The 17,213-nt window shown below is 68.2% G+C and carries 17 protein-coding genes; 13 read left to right on the forward strand and 4 right to left on the reverse strand.

Going from position 1 to position 17,213, the window contains the following annotated elements; all coding sequences use genetic code 11:
• The first annotated feature begins 25 nt into the window (after nt 1-25).
• The 6 genes from ACZ5Z2_RS05230 to ACZ5Z2_RS05255 all read left to right on the forward strand — a co-directional run bounded on the left by ACZ5Z2_RS05230 (nt 26) and on the right by ACZ5Z2_RS05255 (nt 7,851).
• A complete protein-coding gene (locus tag ACZ5Z2_RS05230; protein ID WP_464760897.1) occupies nt 26-1,345 on the forward strand; it encodes an ABC transporter permease in 1,320 nt (439 codons plus the stop codon).
• Between the two features lie 10 nt (nt 1,346-1,355).
• On the forward strand, nt 1,356-2,594 hold the full coding sequence (locus tag ACZ5Z2_RS05235; RefSeq protein WP_464760898.1) for an ABC transporter permease: 1,239 nt from the start codon (nt 1,356-1,358) through the stop codon (nt 2,592-2,594).
• Between the two features lie 54 nt (nt 2,595-2,648).
• Nucleotides 2,649-3,953, forward strand: a complete 1,305-nt coding sequence (locus ACZ5Z2_RS05240) for an ABC transporter permease (protein ID WP_464760899.1) — start codon at nt 2,649-2,651, stop codon at nt 3,951-3,953.
• A 4-nt stretch (nt 3,954-3,957) separates the two neighbouring features.
• A complete protein-coding gene (locus ACZ5Z2_RS05245) occupies nt 3,958-5,196 on the forward strand; it encodes an ABC transporter permease (RefSeq protein ID WP_464760900.1) in 1,239 nt (412 codons plus the stop codon).
• Between the two features lie 67 nt (nt 5,197-5,263).
• Nucleotides 5,264-6,613, forward strand: a complete 1,350-nt coding sequence (locus ACZ5Z2_RS05250) for an ABC transporter permease (RefSeq protein ID WP_464760901.1) — start codon at nt 5,264-5,266, stop codon at nt 6,611-6,613.
• Nucleotides 6,614-6,624: 11 nt separating this feature from the next.
• Nucleotides 6,625-7,851: an ABC transporter permease gene (locus ACZ5Z2_RS05255; RefSeq protein WP_464760902.1), complete on the forward strand. Its 1,227-nt coding sequence runs from the start codon at nt 6,625-6,627 to the stop codon at nt 7,849-7,851.
• Between the two features lie 8 nt (nt 7,852-7,859).
• Here the strand turns inward: ACZ5Z2_RS05255 and ACZ5Z2_RS05260 are convergent, their stop codons facing one another.
• Nucleotides 7,860-8,102: a type II toxin-antitoxin system HicA family toxin gene (locus ACZ5Z2_RS05260; RefSeq protein WP_464760903.1), complete on the reverse strand. Its 243-nt coding sequence runs from the start codon at nt 8,100-8,102 to the stop codon at nt 7,860-7,862.
• On the reverse strand, nt 8,099-8,305 hold the full coding sequence (locus ACZ5Z2_RS05265) for a hypothetical protein (protein ID WP_464760904.1): 207 nt from the start codon (nt 8,303-8,305) through the stop codon (nt 8,099-8,101). The genes ACZ5Z2_RS05260 and ACZ5Z2_RS05265 overlap by 4 nt, the downstream gene beginning before the upstream one ends.
• 138 nt (nt 8,306-8,443) lie before the next feature.
• On the opposite strand from ACZ5Z2_RS05265, the gene ACZ5Z2_RS05270 reads away from it, so the two are divergent.
• The 7 genes from ACZ5Z2_RS05270 to ACZ5Z2_RS05300 all read left to right on the forward strand — a co-directional run bounded on the left by ACZ5Z2_RS05270 (nt 8,444) and on the right by ACZ5Z2_RS05300 (nt 14,745).
• Nucleotides 8,444-9,784 carry a sigma-54-dependent transcriptional regulator gene (locus tag ACZ5Z2_RS05270; protein WP_464760905.1) on the forward strand — a complete coding sequence of 447 codons (1,341 nt, stop codon included), beginning with the start codon at nt 8,444-8,446 and terminating at the stop codon, nt 9,782-9,784.
• Nucleotides 9,785-9,859: 75 nt separating this feature from the next.
• On the forward strand, nt 9,860-10,174 hold the full coding sequence (locus ACZ5Z2_RS05275; RefSeq protein ID WP_464760906.1) for a hypothetical protein: 315 nt from the start codon (nt 9,860-9,862) through the stop codon (nt 10,172-10,174).
• A gap of 10 nt (nt 10,175-10,184) precedes the next feature.
• Nucleotides 10,185-11,570, forward strand: a complete 1,386-nt coding sequence (locus ACZ5Z2_RS05280) for a sensor histidine kinase (protein ID WP_464760907.1) — start codon at nt 10,185-10,187, stop codon at nt 11,568-11,570.
• Nucleotides 11,571-11,612: 42 nt separating this feature from the next.
• Complete coding sequence (locus ACZ5Z2_RS05285) at nt 11,613-12,557, forward strand: SPFH domain-containing protein (protein ID WP_464760908.1); 945 nt, start codon at nt 11,613-11,615, stop codon at nt 12,555-12,557.
• A 65-nt stretch (nt 12,558-12,622) separates the two neighbouring features.
• Nucleotides 12,623-13,003, forward strand: coding sequence for an endonuclease domain-containing protein (locus ACZ5Z2_RS05290; RefSeq protein ID WP_464760909.1), 381 nt, complete (start codon nt 12,623-12,625; stop codon nt 13,001-13,003).
• Between the two features lie 18 nt (nt 13,004-13,021).
• Complete coding sequence (locus tag ACZ5Z2_RS05295; protein WP_464760910.1) at nt 13,022-13,471, forward strand: NfeD family protein; 450 nt, start codon at nt 13,022-13,024, stop codon at nt 13,469-13,471.
• Nucleotides 13,468-14,745, forward strand: coding sequence for a threonine/serine exporter family protein (locus ACZ5Z2_RS05300; protein WP_464760911.1), 1,278 nt, complete (start codon nt 13,468-13,470; stop codon nt 14,743-14,745). Before ACZ5Z2_RS05295 ends, ACZ5Z2_RS05300 begins: the two co-directional genes overlap by 4 nt.
• A gap of 121 nt (nt 14,746-14,866) precedes the next feature.
• Here ACZ5Z2_RS05300 and ACZ5Z2_RS05305 read toward each other — a convergent pair whose 3' ends face one another.
• Nucleotides 14,867-15,190 (reverse strand): H-NS histone family protein, encoded by a 324-nt coding sequence (locus tag ACZ5Z2_RS05305; RefSeq protein WP_464760912.1) that lies wholly within the window; start codon nt 15,188-15,190, stop codon nt 14,867-14,869.
• A gap of 211 nt (nt 15,191-15,401) precedes the next feature.
• Nucleotides 15,402-17,099, reverse strand: coding sequence for a proline--tRNA ligase (locus ACZ5Z2_RS05310; RefSeq protein ID WP_464760913.1), 1,698 nt, complete (start codon nt 17,097-17,099; stop codon nt 15,402-15,404).
• Between the last annotated feature and the right edge of the window lie 114 nt (nt 17,100-17,213).

Here is a 17,213-nt window from a genome sequence, read left to right on the forward strand (position 1 = left end):
GAGCGACCAACGTAAGGAGCAACGGATGTTCGACTACTATCTGCGCCTGGCCCTGAGCCGCTGCCGGCAGAACGTGCCGATGGTGCTGTTGCTGGTGCTGACCATGGCCGTGGGCATCGCCGCGTGCATGACGGCGATGACTATTTTCCGCGCGCTTTCCGGCGCGCCGCTGCCGGGCGTGAGCCCGTACCTCTACGTGGCGACGATGGACGCGCGCGAGGCGGTGGACAAGGACAACCCCAGCTATGAGCGGCCGGACAGCCTGCTCAAGCTGTCCGATGCCAAGGTTCTGGTGGATGCGCACCGCGCCGTGCAGCAGGTGGCGGTGGCGCAGAGCCTCACGCCGCTGGGTGACACCGATGGCGGCAAATCCGAACAGGCCTATGGCCTGATGGCCTACGGGCCGGCGGTGCAGGCCCTCGGCGTGACGTTGCGCTACGGGCGCCCGTGGACCGAGGCCGAGCAGGCGGCGAACGCGCCGGTGCTGGTGATCGACGCGCACATGGCGCAGAAGCTGTTCGGCACCGAGAACGCCGTCGGCCGCAGCGTCATGCTGGGGCAGCACGGTTTCCGCGTGATCGGCGTGTCCGCGCCGTGGAAGCCGCGCGTGCAGATCTTCGGCCTGGGCCAGAACGCCGGCGGAGTGATGGGCCAGGAGGAGAATTTCTTCGTGCCGGCGCAGGCCGCGCTGGACGCGGGCGTGGGGCCGCTCATCTCGGGCGAATGCGGCAAGGACGCGCCGGTGGTCAGCTTCCAGTCGGTGGCGGTGGCGCAGTGCCGCTGGATGGAAGCCTGGCTGCGGCTGGACACGCCGACGCAGGTGAGCGACTACGGACGGTTCCTCGCGGGCTACGCGGATGCCCAGCACGACGCCGGCCGCTTCGCCTATCCGCCGCAGGCGAAGCTGTACGGCACGCAGGCGTGGATGGCGCTGAACCACGTGGTGCCCGACGACGTGCACCTCAACCTGATGCTGGCCGGCGGCTTCCTGCTGCTGTGCCTGGTCAACGTGGCGGGCCTGCTGGCCGCGCGCTTCCTGCGCCGGCAGGGCGACGTGGCGATCCGCCGCGCGCTGGGCGCGTCGAAGCGCGACGTGTTCGTGCAGCACCTGGTGGAAACCGGGCTGCTCGGCCTGATCGGCGGCCTGCTGGCGCTGCCGCTGACCTGGCTGGGCCTGTGGATCGTGCGCATGCAGCCGGTGGGCTACGCCGACGCTGCCCGTTTCAGCCCTGGCGTGTTCGCGATCCTGTTCGCGCTCTCGGTGGGCGTGGGCCTGCTGGTCGGCATCCTGCCGGCGTGGCGCGTGTGCCGGCAGCCGCCGGCGCTGCAGATCAAGATCGCGTAAGGGGATCACCATGCGACACATCGTCAAGCCGCTGTTCCGCCACCGCCTGATGCCGCTGCTGGTCGCGCTGCAGGTGGCGCTGGCCTGCGCCATCGCCTGCAACGCGCTGTTCCTGCTGCAGCAGAAGCTGGTGCCCATCGTGACCCCGGACGGCGTGGGCCACCCGGATCGCCTGGTCGTGGCATGGAACATCGCGCCGCGCGGCCAGCCCTGGCCCACCAGCCGGCTCAACCAGGTCGCGGCGGAACTGCGCGCCATTCCCGGCGCGACCTCGGTCAGCGTGGCCGGCTCCTGGCCGATGGAAACCGTGGCGCAGATGAACGGCGGCGTGTTCGGCGAAGGCGACCATCCGGCCAAGGCCGATGCCGCGATCTACGTCGGCACCCACCTGCGCGGCACGCTGGGCCTGAAGCTGGTGGCGGGGCGCGATTTCAGCGCAGCCGAGGAGGGCGTGGCCTACGCGGGCATGGGCCTCGACGCGAACGGGCCGGCGATCATCACGCGCGCGCTGGCGAATCGGCTGTTCCCTGGCGGCGACGCGCTGGGCCACGTGGTGCGTGTCGGCGACCAGGCCGATACGGGGCAGCGCACCGTGATCGGCGTGGTCGAGCACCTGATGCGCAACAAGTTCGGCCAGGACGACCGCGAGGACATCGACTACAGCATGCTGTTCCCCGGCATCCCGTCGAACTGGCCGATGCCGATCTTCGCGCTGCGGGTGCGCTCGGCCGCGGAGGTGGACGGCGTGCTCAAGACGGCCAAGGCCACGCTCAAGCGCGAGCTCGGCCCCGAGATGATCCAGGGCATCGATCCCGCCTACGAGATGTACGGCGACATGCGCGAGCGCATGCTGGCGCAGCCGAAGGCCGCGGTATGGCTGCTGTCCGGCGTCAGCCTGATCGTGCTGCTGGTCACCGTGGTGGGCATCATGGGCCTGACCAGCTACTGGGTGCAGCAGCGCACGCGGCAGATCGGCATACGCCGCGCGCTGGGCGCGCGCCGCGGCAACATCCTGCGCGACGTGCAACTGGAGAACCTGCTGGTGGTGGGCGCCGGCATCCTGTTCGGCATGGCCTTGGCCTACGCGATCAACCTGTGGCTGATGCGCCACTACGAACTGGCCCGGCTGCCGTGGACTTACTTGCCGTACGGAGCCGCGCTGATGTTGCTGCTCGGCCAGCTCGCGGTGCTGTCGCCCGCGCTGCGCGCCGCGCGCGTGGCGCCGGTGGTGGCGACGCGCAGCGCGTGAGTTTTTCCTTCTGCCGCAAGCGGGAGAGGGGAGTCTGAGCTAAGGAGGAATGGAATGCTTGCCTACTACCTCGACCTGGCGCTGCGCAGCCTGAAGCGCAACAAGGCGCTCACCATGCTGATGGTGCTGGCCATCGCGCTGGGCATCGGCGCGAGCATGACGATGATCACGGTACTGCACGTGATGACCGCCGACCCGATCCCGGGGCGCAGCGGAAAGCTGTTCTATCCGCAGGTCGATCCGCAGGGCATGGAGGGTTACAGCAAGGACAGTGATCCGCCGGACGAGCTGACATGGCTCGATGCGATGAACCTGCTGCACGCGCGCAAGGGTGTACGTCAGGCAGCGATGTCGGCCGGTCGGGTGACCGTGGTGCCGCCACAGGGGGCGACGCACGCTTTCATTGCGGATGCCCGCTATGCCACGGCGGATTTCTTCCCGATGTTCGAGGTGCCGTTCGTGGATGGCGGCGGCTGGACGGCGAGCGATGACGACAAGCACGCGCGTGTGGCCGTGATCGCCCGCGAGCTTGCTGACAAGCTCTATGGCACGCCGCATGCGGTTGGCCAGACTTTACGGCTGGGCAAGTACGACTTCCGCGTGGTTGGCGTGATCGACGGCTGGAACCCCTTGCCACATTTCTATGACCTGTCGATGGGCAGCTACGCTGAGCCGGAAAAGGTGTTCCTGCCGTTCGAGACGGCGATGGAACTGAAACAGGGGGTCCAGGGCAGCATCAACTGCTGGGGGGATTTTCCGACGGACGGCAACATGGTGAAGGCCGACCAGTGCGCCTGGGTGCAGTTCTGGGTGCAGCTGGATACGCCGGTGCAGGTCGTGGCCTATCACGACTTCCTCGTGAACTATTCGGAACAGCAGAAATCGTTGGGGCGTTTTGCGCGGCCGCCGAACACGCGATTGCGCGATGTGATGGCGTGGCTGGACTACAACCACGTGGTGCCAGGCAGCGTGCAGTTGCAGACCCTGCTGGCATTGGGCTTTCTGCTGGTGTGCCTCGTCAACACGGTGGCGATGCTGCTGGTGAAATTCCTGCGCCGCGGTGGCGAACTCTCCGTGCGCCGTGCCATGGGCGCCTCGAAACACTCGGTGTTCGGGCAACTTCTGGTGGAGGCGGCGCTGATCGGGCTGGCTGGTGGTGCGGCCGGATTGCTGCTGGCGGCTTTCGGCCTGTGGATTGTGCGTCAGCAGCCGGTGGAATATGCCGCGTTTGCGCGCATGGACGGAACGATGCTCGCCGCCACTTTCGTGTTGGCCGTGTGCGTCACCTTGCTGGCGGCCTTGTTCCCGGCGTGGCGCGCCTGCCGCATCGTGCCGGCCCGTTTGCTCAAGACGCAGTGAGGTCATGACCATGCATCCGATCATTGCCGCACTGAAGCACCACAAGACCACCGTCGTGCTGGTGGCGCTGGAAATCGCGCTGACCTGCGCCATCGTCACCAATGCGCTGTTCCTGATCGGCGATCGCCTGGCAGCCATGCACACGGTCACGGGTGTCGCCGACGACGAGCTGGTGTGGGCGCGCACCACTGGCCTCGATCTGGGGCAAGACACCAGGATGGGCGCCGATACCAACGCCGACCTTGCTGCCCTGCGGGGGATGCCCGGCGTCGAATCGGTGGCGATGGCCAACTCGCTGCCGTTGAGCCGCAACTACATGAGCGTGGCGGCATGGCGTCGCCCCGGCGACAAGAAGAACGAAGTCAACAATGTGGTCGAGTACGTGGGGACGCCTGGCCTGCTGAGCACGCTAGGTGTCAAGCTGTCGGCGGGGCGCGATTTCCTGCCGCAGGAATACGTGACGTACACCCCCGGGCTCATGGGTGGGCCGGACAGCAAGGCGCCGCCGCCGACCGTCGTCATTGTCACGCGCACGCTGGCCAAACAGCTGTGGCCAGGAGAGAACCCGCTGGGGAAAATCTTCTGGCTGGACAGCGACGGCAAGCAGCCCGTGCAAGTGGTGGGCGAGGCGGATCATCTGCTCAATCCGAGCATCACCAAATACCAGGGTTCGGATCGCAACATGATCCTGCCGGTGAGCAAGGTGGTCGGCGGCGTGTACGTGCTGCGCGTGCGGCCGGACATGCGCGGTGCGGTCGCACGCGATCTGCCCGGCGTGCTCACCCGCGTCGACCCCGCACGCATGGTGAATGCCAAGATCTATACCGACACCATCTCGGATTACTACCACGGCGACCGCGCCATGATCTGGGTATTGGCGGTGGTCACCGGCTGCCTGCTCGCATTGACCGCGCTGGGCGTGGTGGGCCTGTCCAGCTTCTGGGTGCAGCAACGCACGCGGCAGATCGGCATCCGTCGTGCGATAGGAGCCACGCGGCGCGACATCCTGCGCTATTTCCAGGCGGAGAATTTGCTGATCGTCGGTGCCGGTATCGTGCTGGGCTCGGTCTGCGCGGTGGCTCTGAACCTGTGGCTGATGAAGCATTACGAACTGGCGCACATGCCGCTGGCGTGGCTGACCTCGGGTGCCGTGCTGCTCTGCCTGTTGGGCCAGCTCGCCGTGCTCGGCCCCGCGCTGCGCGCGGCGGCGGTGCCGCCGGTGGTGGCGACGCGGAGCGTGTGACGGAGCCGGAAACCCGCCACGTTGCCGCCTTATCGAACCACGCAATTTCGAAATCCGAAGGATCGACATGTTCCGCTACAACCTCGAACTGGCCCTGCATGGACTGCGACGCTTCCCAAGGAGCACCGTGCTGGTGGTGTTGACGGTGGCGCTGGGGCTGGCCGCGTGCATGACCACGCTGACGCTGCTGCACGTGCTGAGCGCCGACCCGTTGCCGGGACGCAGCCGGCATCTTTACCTGGCCTGGGTGGATACGGTGCTGGCCGAGCCGAAGGGCAGCGGTTCGACGGACATGGCGTTGAACGGCATCTCCTACAGCCAGGGTTACGACCGCATCAAGCTGGCCGATGCGCAGGCCTTGCTGGCGGCGCGCCGTGGCGTGCGCCAGGCGGTGGTGGCGGACATGGCCGCCAACCTCGCGTCGGAGGACGGCAAGCATGTGCAGAACCAGCAGCTGATCCTGGCGACCAGTGCGGACTTCATTCCGATGTTCGGCGTGGCATTGCGCTACGGGCGCGACTGGACGGCGGCCGAGGATGCCGCGCACGCTCCGGTGGCGGTGGTGGACACCGGGCTTGCGACGAAGTTGTTCGGCACCGCCGATGCCGTGGGGCGCGGCGTGCGCATCAACGACACCGTGTTCCGCGTGGTCGGCGTGATCGCGCCCTACGCGCCGCAGCCGCGCTTCTACGGATTGAACTTCGGCGCCTACAGCAGCGACGGCGGCGAAGGGCTGTACCTGCCGTATGCGGCCGCGCTGGATGCGGGCCTCACGCCGCCCGATGCGGATGCCTGCGATGCGTCCTACCAGGCCGCGAACCACGGCATGTCGGGCGATCCGCGGCACTGCGCCTCGTTGAGCGTCTGGGTGCAGCTCGACACGCCGCGGCAGGTCGCGGACTACCGCGGTTTCCTGCAGCGCTACGCGGAGCAGCAGAAGGCGCTGGCCGGATTCCGCAAGCCGGCGCGGTCGCGTCTCACCGGCGTGGCCGATTGGCTGAAGCGCAACGGGGTGGTGCCCGACAGCGCGCGCCTCAACGTGTGGCTGGCCGGCTCGTTCCTGCTGCTGTGCATGCTCAACGTGGTCGGCCTGTTGTCGGCGCGCTTCCTGCGCCGCAGCGCCGAGGTGGGCATCCGCCGCGCGCTGGGCGCGCCAAGGCGCGCGATCTTCCTGCGCCACGTATTGGAAGCCGGCCTCGCCTGCCTGGTTGGCGGCGTGCTGGCGCTGCCGCTGACCGGGCTGGGCGTGTGGATACTGCGCCAGCAGGGCAGCGAGTTCTCGGGGCTGGTGCGGCTCGATCCGGCGATGTTCGGCGCCTTGTTCGCGCTGGCGCTGGCGGTGGGCGTGCTGGTGGGGTTGCTGCCGGCGTGGCGGATATCGCGGGTCGAGCCCGGCCTGCAGGTCAAGAGCGAATAAGGAGGTTTGCCGTGTCCATCCGCGTTCTTCTCGCCACCTTGCGCCGGCACAGCCTGATGCCGCTGCTGGTGTTGCTGCAGGTGGCGCTGGCCTGCGCCATCCTGAGCAACGTGCTGTTCCTCTGCTGGCAGCAGCTCCAGCCCATGCTCGCGCCCAGCGGCGTGGATGCCGCGAACCTGGTCATCGTCGACCGGCTGGACGGCGGCGACCGCCCGTGGACGTCCGCCGAGGTGCATGCCGGCGCGCAGGCATTGCGCGAGGTGCCCGGCGTGCGCGCGGCCAGCGCGGCCGACAGCCTGCCGATGGTGGCCGCGTCCATCTATGCCTTCGGCCTGCAAGGGCCGAGCAGGGCCAAGGTGGGCGTCAACGTGTATGCCGGCGAAGGGCTGGCGAACACGCTTGGCGTGCAACTGCTGGCGGGGCGCGATTTCCTGCCCGACGAATACCGGGCGGAAGGCGGCTACAAGGGGACGCCGGAGCCGGTGATCGTCACCCAGGTGCTGGCGCGCAAGCTGTTCGGCAACGCGGAGGCATTGGGGCAGCCGGTGGCCGATCCGGAGAACCCGGCGGGCGCCGGCTACCGGGTCGTCGGCATCGTGCGCCACCTGCTGCGCAACCAGCTCGGCATGGCGACCGACGGCCGTGCCGACGACACCATGCTGATACCGCAGCGGGTGGGCGACACCCCCATGCCGCTGTACGCCGTGCGGGTCGATCCGGCCATGCGCGAGGCGGCATTACGCGGCGTGCGCAAGGCCATCCGGCGCCAGTTCGGTGCGCGGCTGCCGATGGAGGCGCAGCCGCGCGCGAGCTTCTACGGCACGCTCAGCAGCGCTGCCTTCAAGGATCGTCGCGCCTCGCTGTGGCTGTTCGCCGGCGTCGCGTTGACCGTGGTGATCGTCACCATCATCGGCATCATGGGGCTCACCGGTTTTTGGGTGCAGCAGCGCACGCGGCAGATCGGCATCCGTCGCGCGCTGGGTGCGCGGCGCGCCGACATCCTGCGCTACTTCCTCGCGGAAAACGCGCTGATCGTGGGCGCCGGCGTGGTGCTGGGCATGGCAATGGCCTACCTCGGCAACGCCTGGCTGATGCACTACTACGAACTGCAGCGCCTGCCGTGGCCGTTCCTGCCGTACGGCGCGGCGCTGATGCTGCTGCTCGGCCAGTTCGCCGTGCTGTCGCCGGCGTTGCGCGCCGCGCGCGTGGCGCCGGTGGTGGCGACGCGGAGCGTGTGATGCGCGGATCAGCCGAACAGCTTGTCGATGAGTGCCGATTTTTCGAGGCGGTGATGCGCAGCAACTTCGGCGAGGATGGCGTTGAGCGTGCCCGGCTTGATCGGCGAGTGGTTCGGCACGGTCAGGGCGTGCGGCGGCGTCGAGTCGCAGCTCAGGCGGATGTGGGAGCCGGCCTGCCGGGTCGGGTGGTAGCCGAGTTTCCCCAATGCCTGGATCAGTTGCCGCGCGTCGAGGTCGCGCGGCAACTTCATGCGGCGAGCACTTCGTCGCGCGTGAAATGCAGGCGGATCACCTTCGGTCCGGTACCTTCGTCGAAATGGCAATGCACGGCATCGCGCACGTTCGTGCGCAGCTCGTCCAGCGATTCGGCTTCGGTGAAGATGGCATGTCCGAGTGCGCGGGCCGTGTACCCGCCTTCGGCGGCTTCATCGACTTGGAAGATGATTTCGTTCATGGCGGGCTCCGGGGGCGCGGCAAGCTTACCGCAGCGGCCGGCAGGGACGGAACGCAGAAAGACTGCTGGGCCTCCCCCGAAAGTCATGGCAACCTTTTCCACCGGAGCTGCATCCATGCAGACATGTGCAGGAACAAGATGCGTACCGTACTGATCATTGACGACAACCCGGCGGTGGGCGAGGCGCTGTCGCTTCTGCTCTCGCTGCACGACGTGCGCCCGCTCATCGCGCTGAACCCGGAAGAGGGCATGGTGCAGCTGGAGCGCGAGCGGGTGGACGTGGTGATCCAGGACATGAACTTCACCGCCGACACCACCTCGGGCGAGGAGGGCGTGGCGCTGTTCCGCGCGATCCGCGAACGGTATCCCGACCTGCCGGTGATCCTGCTCACCGCGTGGACGCACCTGGAAACCGCGGTGGAGCTGGTGAAGGCCGGCGCCGCCGATTACCTCGCCAAGCCCTGGGACGACCACAAGCTGCTGGCGACGGTGGAGAACCTGCTGGAGCTGTCCGAGTCCACGCGCGAGGCGAGCCGCGTGCGGCGCGAGCGCCGCCGCCGCCGCGAGGTGCTGCAGAACACCTACGACCTCGGCGGCGTGGTGTTCGCCTCCGAGGCGATGGCGCGCACGCTGGATCTGGCCTGCCAAGTGGCGCGCGCCGAGGTGCCCATCCTGATCACCGGGCCGAACGGCGCGGGCAAGGAGCGCATCGCGGCGATCGTGCATGCGAACTCGCTGGTGAAGAAGGGCCCGTTCGTGGCGGTGAATTGCGGCGCGCTGCCGGGCGAGCTGATCGAGGCCGAGCTGTTCGGCGCCGAGGCCGGCGCCTACACCGGCGCGAACAAGGCGCGCGAGGGGCGCTTCGAGCTGGCCGACGGCGGCACGCTGTTCCTCGACGAGATCGGCAACCTGCCGCTGCCGGGCCAGGTGAAGCTGCTGCGCGTGCTGGAAACCGGCCAGTTCGAGCGGCTCGGTTCCGGCAAGACGCGGCAGGCGAAGGTGCGCGTGCTCTCCGCGACCAACGCCGACCTCAAGGCGATGATCCGCGCCGGCACCTTCCGCGAGGATCTCTATTACCGCCTCAACGTGATCGAGGTGAACCTGCCGCCGCTGTCCGAACGCGTGGACGACGTGCTGCCGCTGGCCGAGCACTTTCTCGCCGGCCGCGCCACGCTGGGCGACGCCGCGCGCGAGGCGCTGCTGGCCTATCCGTGGCCGGGCAACGTGCGCGAGCTGAAGAACGCGATCGAGCGCGCTGCGCTGCTGGCCGGCGGCAAGCCGATCACGCCGGAGCTGCTCAACCTGCCGCAGGTGGCGTCGGCCGCCGCGCGCAACCTGGACGAGCCCAGCCGCGAGGCGGTGGAGGGCGCGTTGCACCAGGCCGACGGCGTGGTGAGCCGCGCGGCACAGTCGCTGGGCCTGTCGCGGCAGGCGCTGTACCGGCGCATGGAGCGTTACGGGCTGACGGCATCGGCATGACTGATGTCGCTTGCGGCGATTGTGGCGGCGTGGAAAGCTGCCGCAACGCCCGCATTTACTCGTCCGGAGATTTCCATGCGCATCCAAAGTTTCGTTGCACTGCCGCTCTGCCTGCTGGCGTTTGCCGCCGCGGCGCAGACGGCGCCCGACCAGTGGGCGCGCGTGGCGCCTGCCGCCAGCGTCGCAGCCCCGCACGACTACAGCGTGCACGCCGACAAGGCCAAGCCGTCGCCGTTCAAGTTCAAGGAGCCGCGCAAGACCTGGGAGAAGGAGCCGCCGCCGCCGCGTTCCAACGACCAGAACGCGGTGATGGGCACCGGGCGCCCGTGGCAGAACGGCCAGCCGCCGGTGGATTGCGCGCAGACGCCGCACGATCCCGCCTGCCATTGAGCGGGCTTCCATGTGGCGTCGCCTGAATTCGCTGCAGTTCCGGTTGACCCTGCTGCTCGCGTTGGCCGCGGTGGCCGGCGCGCTGGTCTACGTGGGCCTTACCCAGTGGCCGTTGCCGCAACTGATCGACTGGCTGCACAAGGATCTGTCGGTGTCGATCCGCACTCCGGCGCAGTTGGGCATCTACGGCGGCCTCGCGGTCAGCGTGCTGGTGCTGTTGCCGCTGGCGTGGTGGCTGGCTTATCAGGTGATGTCGCCGGTGAGTCGCATGCTGCGCGCGCTGGAAGGCGCGGTGGCGAGCTACCGCGACGGCGACTTCAGCTTCTCCATCGCGGCGCGCCGCAGCGATGAGCTGGGCGAGCTGATCCGCATGCACAACGCGCTGGGGCAGACCCTGCGCGAGCAGCGCCAGCACCTGGTGCAGCGCGAGCTGCTGCTGGAAACGGTGGTGCAGAACACTCCGGTGGCGCTGGTGCTCGCCGACGTCAACGGCCGCGTGGTGTACTCCAACATCGCCTCGCGCCACCTGTTCAACGAGGGCAAGAGCCTCAACGGGCTGAACTTCGCCGAGCTGCTGACCGCCGCCCCGGAGGCGCTGTCGCGCGCGGTGGAAAGCGGCGAGGACGCGCTGCTCAGCGTGGAGCTGGAGGGCAACGAGGAAACCTTCCACCTCTCTCAGCGCGCGTTCCGCCTGCAGGGCAGGCCGCACCGGCTGCACCTGTTCCGGCGCATGACGCGCGAACTGTCGCGGCAGGAGGTGGCGACCTGGAAGCGGGTGATCCGCGTGATCAGCCATGAATTGAACAACTCGCTGGCGCCGATCTCCTCGCTGGCGCATTCCGGCGCGGAGCTGGCTCGCCGCGGCAACCTGGAGCGCCTGCCCGGCGTGTTCGCCACCATCGGCGAGCGCGCGAAACACCTGCACGGCTTCATCGCCGGCTACGCCAGTTTCGCCAAGCTGCCGGCGCCGCAGCCGCAGGTGGTGGAGTGGGAGCCGTTCCTCGCCTCGCTGGCGCTGCACTGCCATTACCGGCTTGCCGCGCCGGCCCCCGTGCATCCCGGCCGCTTCGACCCGGTGCAGATCGAGCAGGTGCTGATCAACCTGATCAAGAACGCGCACGAATCCGGCAGCGCGGAGGACGAGGTCAGCCTCGCCATCCTCGACGTCGGCAGCGAACTGCGCATCGAGGTGGCCGACCGCGGCCCCGGCATGAGCGAAACCGTGCTGGCGCAGGCGCTGCTGCCGTTCTACTCCACCAAGCGCTCCGGCACCGGCCTGGGCCTGGCGCTGGCGCGCGAGATCGCCGAGGCGCACGGCGGCCGCGTACTGCTCGCCAACCGCGAGGGCGGCGGCCTGCGCGTGAGCCTGCGGCTGCCGCAACACGGCGCGCGATAGGCTCGCCTATACTGCGATCCTCACTGGACAGAGGGGTGCGTCATGGGGTCGGTTCTTGCGTTGGTCATCGTGGTGCTGGTCGTCGTCACCCTGCTCAAGATGGTGCGCATCGTGCCGCAGGGCTACGAGTGGACGGTGGAAACCTTCGGCAAATACACGCGCACGCTCGAGCCGGGGCTGCACCTGCTGATCCCGGTCTACCAGTCGGTAGGGCGCAAGATGAACCTGATGGAGCAGGTGCTGGACGTGCCTTCGCAGGACGTCATCACCAAGGACAATGCCGTAGTGCGCGTGGACGGCGTGGTGTTCTACCAGGTGCTGGACGCGGCCAAGGCGGCGTACGAAGTGGCCCAGCTCGAACAGGCCGCGCTGGCGCTGGTGATGACCAACATCCGCACCGTGCTCGGCTCGCTGGATCTGGACGAATCGCTCAGCAAGCGCGACGAGATCAACGCGCGCCTGCTCAAGGTGGTGGACGAGGCCACCCACCCGTGGGGCGTCAAGGTCAACCGCATCGAGATCAAGGACATCGCGCCGCCGCGCGACCTGGTGGACGCGATGGCGCGGCAGATGAAGGCCGAGCGCGAGAAGCGCGCCAACATCCTCGACGCCGAGGGCTTCCGCCAGGCGGCCATCCTCAAGGCCGAGGGCGAGAAGCAGTCGGTGATCCTCGCCGCCGAGGGCGAGAAGGAAGCCGCCTTCCGCGCCGCCGAGGCGCGCGAGCGCACGGCGGAGGCCGAAGCCAAGGCCACCACGATGGTGTCCGAGGCGATCGCCGGCGGCAACGTCAACGCGCTCAACTACTTCGTCGCCAACAACTACGTCGAGGCGCTGAAGGCGATGGCCGCCTCGCCCAACCAGAAGATGTTGCTGCTGCCCATCGAAGCCACCGGCGTGATCGGCGCGATGGCCGGCATCGCCGAGTTGGCCAAGGAGTCGCTGGGGCAGCAGCAGGCGGCCGTCAAGGCCGTGCCGCCGCCGCGCTGACATTTGACTCCCCTCTCCCGTTTGCGGGAGAGGGGTTGGGGGAGAGGGCAACGGAGCTTGCGCCGATGCACACCAGCAATCTCGATCGCGCCAAAGTCATGCGTTCCGCGCAGACTCCTGCCGAGGAACGCTTGTGGTATTTCCTTCGTGCGCATCGCTTCCTTGGCTTGAAATTCAAACGCCAGAAGCCTGTTGGCCCTTACATCGTCGACTTCATCTGCATGGAGCGCGATCTCGCGATCGAGTTGGACGGTAGTCAACACGGCGATCAAGTCGCCTATGATCGCGAGCGGGACTCGTGGCTGGCAGGGCAGGGTTTCACCGTGTTGCGTTTCTGGAATCACGATGTAATGAATCAGACCGGGAGCGTGCTGGAGCGGATTCGCCAATTCGTCGAAGCGCTCTCCCCCCCAGCCCCTCTCCCGCAAGCGGTAGAGGGGAGCTAAACCATCGGGACGTTCCCCATGCTCGGACAGATCGCAATGCATTACCTGTGGTGGATTCTCGCCCTGCTGCTGATCGTGGGCGAGGTGATGATGCCCGGCTACTTCCTGCTGTGGATCGGCGTTGCGGCGGCGGCGATGGGCGTGCTGCTGTGGCTGTTCCCGGGGATGGGCCTGCTGCTGCAGGCGGTGCTGTTCGCCGTGCTGGCGCTGGCCGCGTGCCTGGCCTACGCGCGCTGGCTGCGGCCGCGCATTGAGCGCGAGGCGCCCGGCGGCGAGCGGCTCAACCGGCGTGGCGAGCAAATGATCGGCCAGCGCTACGAGCTGGTCGAACCCATCGTCAACGGACGCGGCAAGGTGCGCGTGGGCGATGGCCAGTGGCTGGTGAGCGGGCCGGATCTGCCGCTGGGCAGCACGGTGGAAGTGGTGGCGGTGGACGGCGCCACGCTCAAGGTGCGCGCCGCTGCATGAGTGCGCCCACCGCGAGCGCACGCCTCCCTGTCGCCGCGGCGCCGAACACGCGCATCGCCTTCCTGCTGGAGCTGGCGCGGCGTCTGCACCAGTACGGCACCTCGGCGCCGCGGCTGGAGATGGCCATCGACCTCTGCGCGCGCCGGCTGGGCCTGCAGGCCGACGTGTGGTCCAGCCCCACCGCCATCATCGTTTCCTTCGCGGATCTGGCGCAGGGCAGCGAAGGCGTGGCGCAGACCACGCAGGTGATGCGGCTCGCCCCCGGCGACGTGAACCTGGCGCGGCTGTGCGAGGCGGACGCCATCGCCGACCGCGTGATCGCGGGCGAGCTGGATCTGCGCCAGGGCTGGCGTCTGCTGCGCGCGCTGGGCGCGCCGGAATCGCGCAAGGCCAAGGCCACCACCATCGCCAGTTACGGCCTCTCCGCGGCCAGCATCGCGGCGCTGTTCCTGCACAGTTCCTGGGCCGACCTCGCGGTGGCCGCGGTGATCGGCATGCTGATCGGCGTCATCACCCTGGGCGCGGCCAACCGGCCGCGGCTGGCCGCGGCCAGCGACGCGATCAGCGCGATCGTGGCGACCGCGGTGGCGATCCTGGTCAGCGCGTTCGTGGTGCCGCTGGCGATCAAGTCGGTGGTGCTGGCCGCGCTGATCATCCTGGTGCCCGGAATGTCGCTCACCACCGCGGTGCGCGAGGTGTCCAGCGGGCACCTGGTGTCCGGCATGGCCCGCATGGGCGGCGCCACGGCGACCCTGCTCAAGCTGGTGTTCGGCACGGTGGCGGCCACCGAGGTCTGCGCCGCGTTCGGCATCCACGCGCGCGACTTCGCCTTGCCGCCGCTGCCAGGCTGGACCGACTGGCCGGCGCTGCTGGCGGCCGCGGCGGCGTTCGCGATGCTGTTCCGCGCGGCCTGGCGCGACTGGCCGGCGGTGATCGTGGCGGTGATCGCCGGCTACCTCGCCACGCGCTGGGGCGGCGAGTTTTCCGGGCGCCTGCCCGGCGCGCCGTTCGGCGTGTTCGTCGGCGGCCTGCTGGTCAGCGCGCTGGCCAACCTCTACGCGCGGCTGTGGCAGCGGCCGGGCGCGGTGATCCGCGAACCGGGCATCCTGCTGCTGGTGCCGGGCAGCGTGGGTTTCCGCAGCGTCTCCTTCCTGCTCGAACGCGACACGACGCTGGGCATGGACACGGCGCTGTTGCTGGTGACCCTGCTGGTATCGCTGGTGGCGGGACTCTTGTTCGGCGAATTGCTGGTTTCGCCGCGCCGCTCGCTGTGAAGCGGGGCGCTCGTGCGGGGAAGGGCGGCGGTAATCCGTTCCGCGAAAGGCGCATTTGCCAGCGCCAATGAAAAACGCCGGCCCGAGGGCCGGCGTTTTGGCAATGCGGGAAACGCGGCGATCAGACCAGCAGATCCTTTTCCTTCTTGCCGCCCTTCAGCGCGTCGTTGAACCAGCGCGGGCGCTTGCCGCGGCCGGACCAGGTCTGCTCGGCATTCGCCGGGTTGCGGTACTTCGGGGGCACCACGCCGCCGCTGCGGCGCTTGCCGCGGGCACCGCCGAAAATGTCGTCGAAGCTGTAGCCCTCGGCCTTGATCAGCGCGTGGATCTTCTCGCGCAGCTTGGCGACCTTTTCCTTCTTCATTTCCTGCTGGCGCGACTGCGCCTTGTTGATCAGTTCATTGAGCTGGTTGTGGTTGAGGTTCTTGATATCGATGGCGGCCATCGGAGACTCCAGTGACAGGGTGGATTTTGGGCAGGCCGGAATGTCCATTGCCGGCACGGGCGCCATTGTTACCTGAATAAACCGGATTTTGCAAAACGAGCGATTCCGTATTGGGTTATTGCGCAAGGCCGGGAGTAATCCATTCCGGTTGCGGCCATGAAAACAAACGGCCGCACAGGGCGGCCGTTTGTCGTTGCATTTGAAACCGGTTTCAGCCGAGCATTCCAAGCAGTTCGTCGCGCGTCACGGCACGGCTTTCCGCATCAACGCGGGCGCGGTATTCCAGCGTGCCGGCGGCGAGGCCGCGCTCGCTGACCACCACGCGGTGTGGAACGCCGATCAGCTCCATGTCGGCGAACATCGCGCCGGGACGCAGGCCGCGATCGTCCAGCACCGTTTCGATGCCGCGTGCGGCGAGCTCCTGGTACAGCGATTCGCCGGCGGCGGCGATTTCCGGGTTGCCCTTGGGGTTGATCACGCATACCGCCACGCGCCACGGCGCCATCGCTTCCGGCCAGACGATGCCGGCCTCGTCGTGGCGCTGCTCGATGGCGGCCGCCACGATGCGGCTGATGCCGATGCCGTAGCAGCCCATCAGCATCACCTGGGCCTTGCCCTGGTCGTCGAGCACGGTGGCGCCCAGCGCCTCGGCGTACTTGCTGCCGAGCTGGAACACGTGGCCCACCTCGATGCCGCGCGCGAGGCGCAGCGTGCCCTTGCCGTCGGGCGAGGGGTCGCCCTCGACCACCTGGCGGATGTCCTCGACGCGCGTGACGTGCGCGTCGCGCTCCCAGTTGGCGCCGGTGTGGTGGGTGCCGTCGGCGTTGCCGCCGCAGACGAAATCGGCTAGCACGGCGGCGCTGCGATCCACGATCACCGGGATGGTTCCGGGCAGTCCGGCGGGGCCGATGAAGCCGGGGCGCGTGCCGGTGGCGGCTAGGATTTCCGCTTCGCTGGCGAGCTCGACTTCGTCGGGCAATTCGGCCAGCTTGCCGGCCTTCACTTCGTTCAATTCATGGTCGCCGCGCAGGCACAGCGCCACCAGTCCGTCGTGGCCTTTCACCAGCAGGGTTTTCACGCATTGCGCGGGCGATACGCCGAGGAAGGCGCTGACTTCGGCAATGGTTTTCTGGGTGGGCGTGTCGACGCGCTTCAATTCAGCGGCGGGAGCGGGGCGCGCAGCGGCCGGCGCCAATGCCTCGGCCTTTTCCACGTTCGCCGCGTAATCGGAGCCGTCGGAAAACACGATGGCGTCCTCGCCCGAATCGGCCAGCACCTGGAATTCGTGGCTGGCGTTGCCGCCGATGGCGCCGGTGTCGGCCTGCACCGCGCGGAATTGCAGACCGAGCCGGGTGAAAATGCGCGAATAGGCGTCGTACATCGCCTGATAGGTTTCAGCCAGCGATGCCTGCCCGAGGTGGAAGGAATAGGCGTCCTTCATCAGGAATTCGCGTGCGCGCATCACGCCGAAACGGGGGCGGATCTCGTCGCGGAACTTGGTCTGGATCTGGTAGAAATTCACCGGCAGCTGCTTGTAGCTGTTGAGCTCGTTGCGCGCGTAATCGGTGATTACCTCTTCGGCGGTGGGCGCATAGCAGAATTCCTGCTCCTTGCGATCCTTGATCTTCAGAAGCTGCGGGCCGAATTTCGCCCAGCGGGCGGTTTCCTCCCACAGTTCCTTTGGCTGGATCGTGGGCATCAGCATTTCGATGGCGCCGGCGCGGTTCATTTCCTCGCGCACCACGTTTTCCACCTTGCGCAGCACGCGCAGGCCCAGCGGCGACCAGGTGTACAGGCCGGAGGCGAGCTTGCGGATCATGCCGGCGCGCAGCATCAGCCGGTGGCTGGCGATCTCGGCGTCGGCGGGCACTTCCTTGACGGTGGCCAGGTGGAATTGGCTGAGGCGCATGCGGCGGTTTCCGGCGTTGAAAGAGCCGGATTATAGCGGCGCGGAACCGTCTCGACGGTTCCGCAAATCAGGTATGCGCAAGCTCTGGCTGATCGGGTTGGCGTCGGCAGTCGT

This window comes from Rhodanobacter sp. G1 (genome assembly GCF_055397855.1).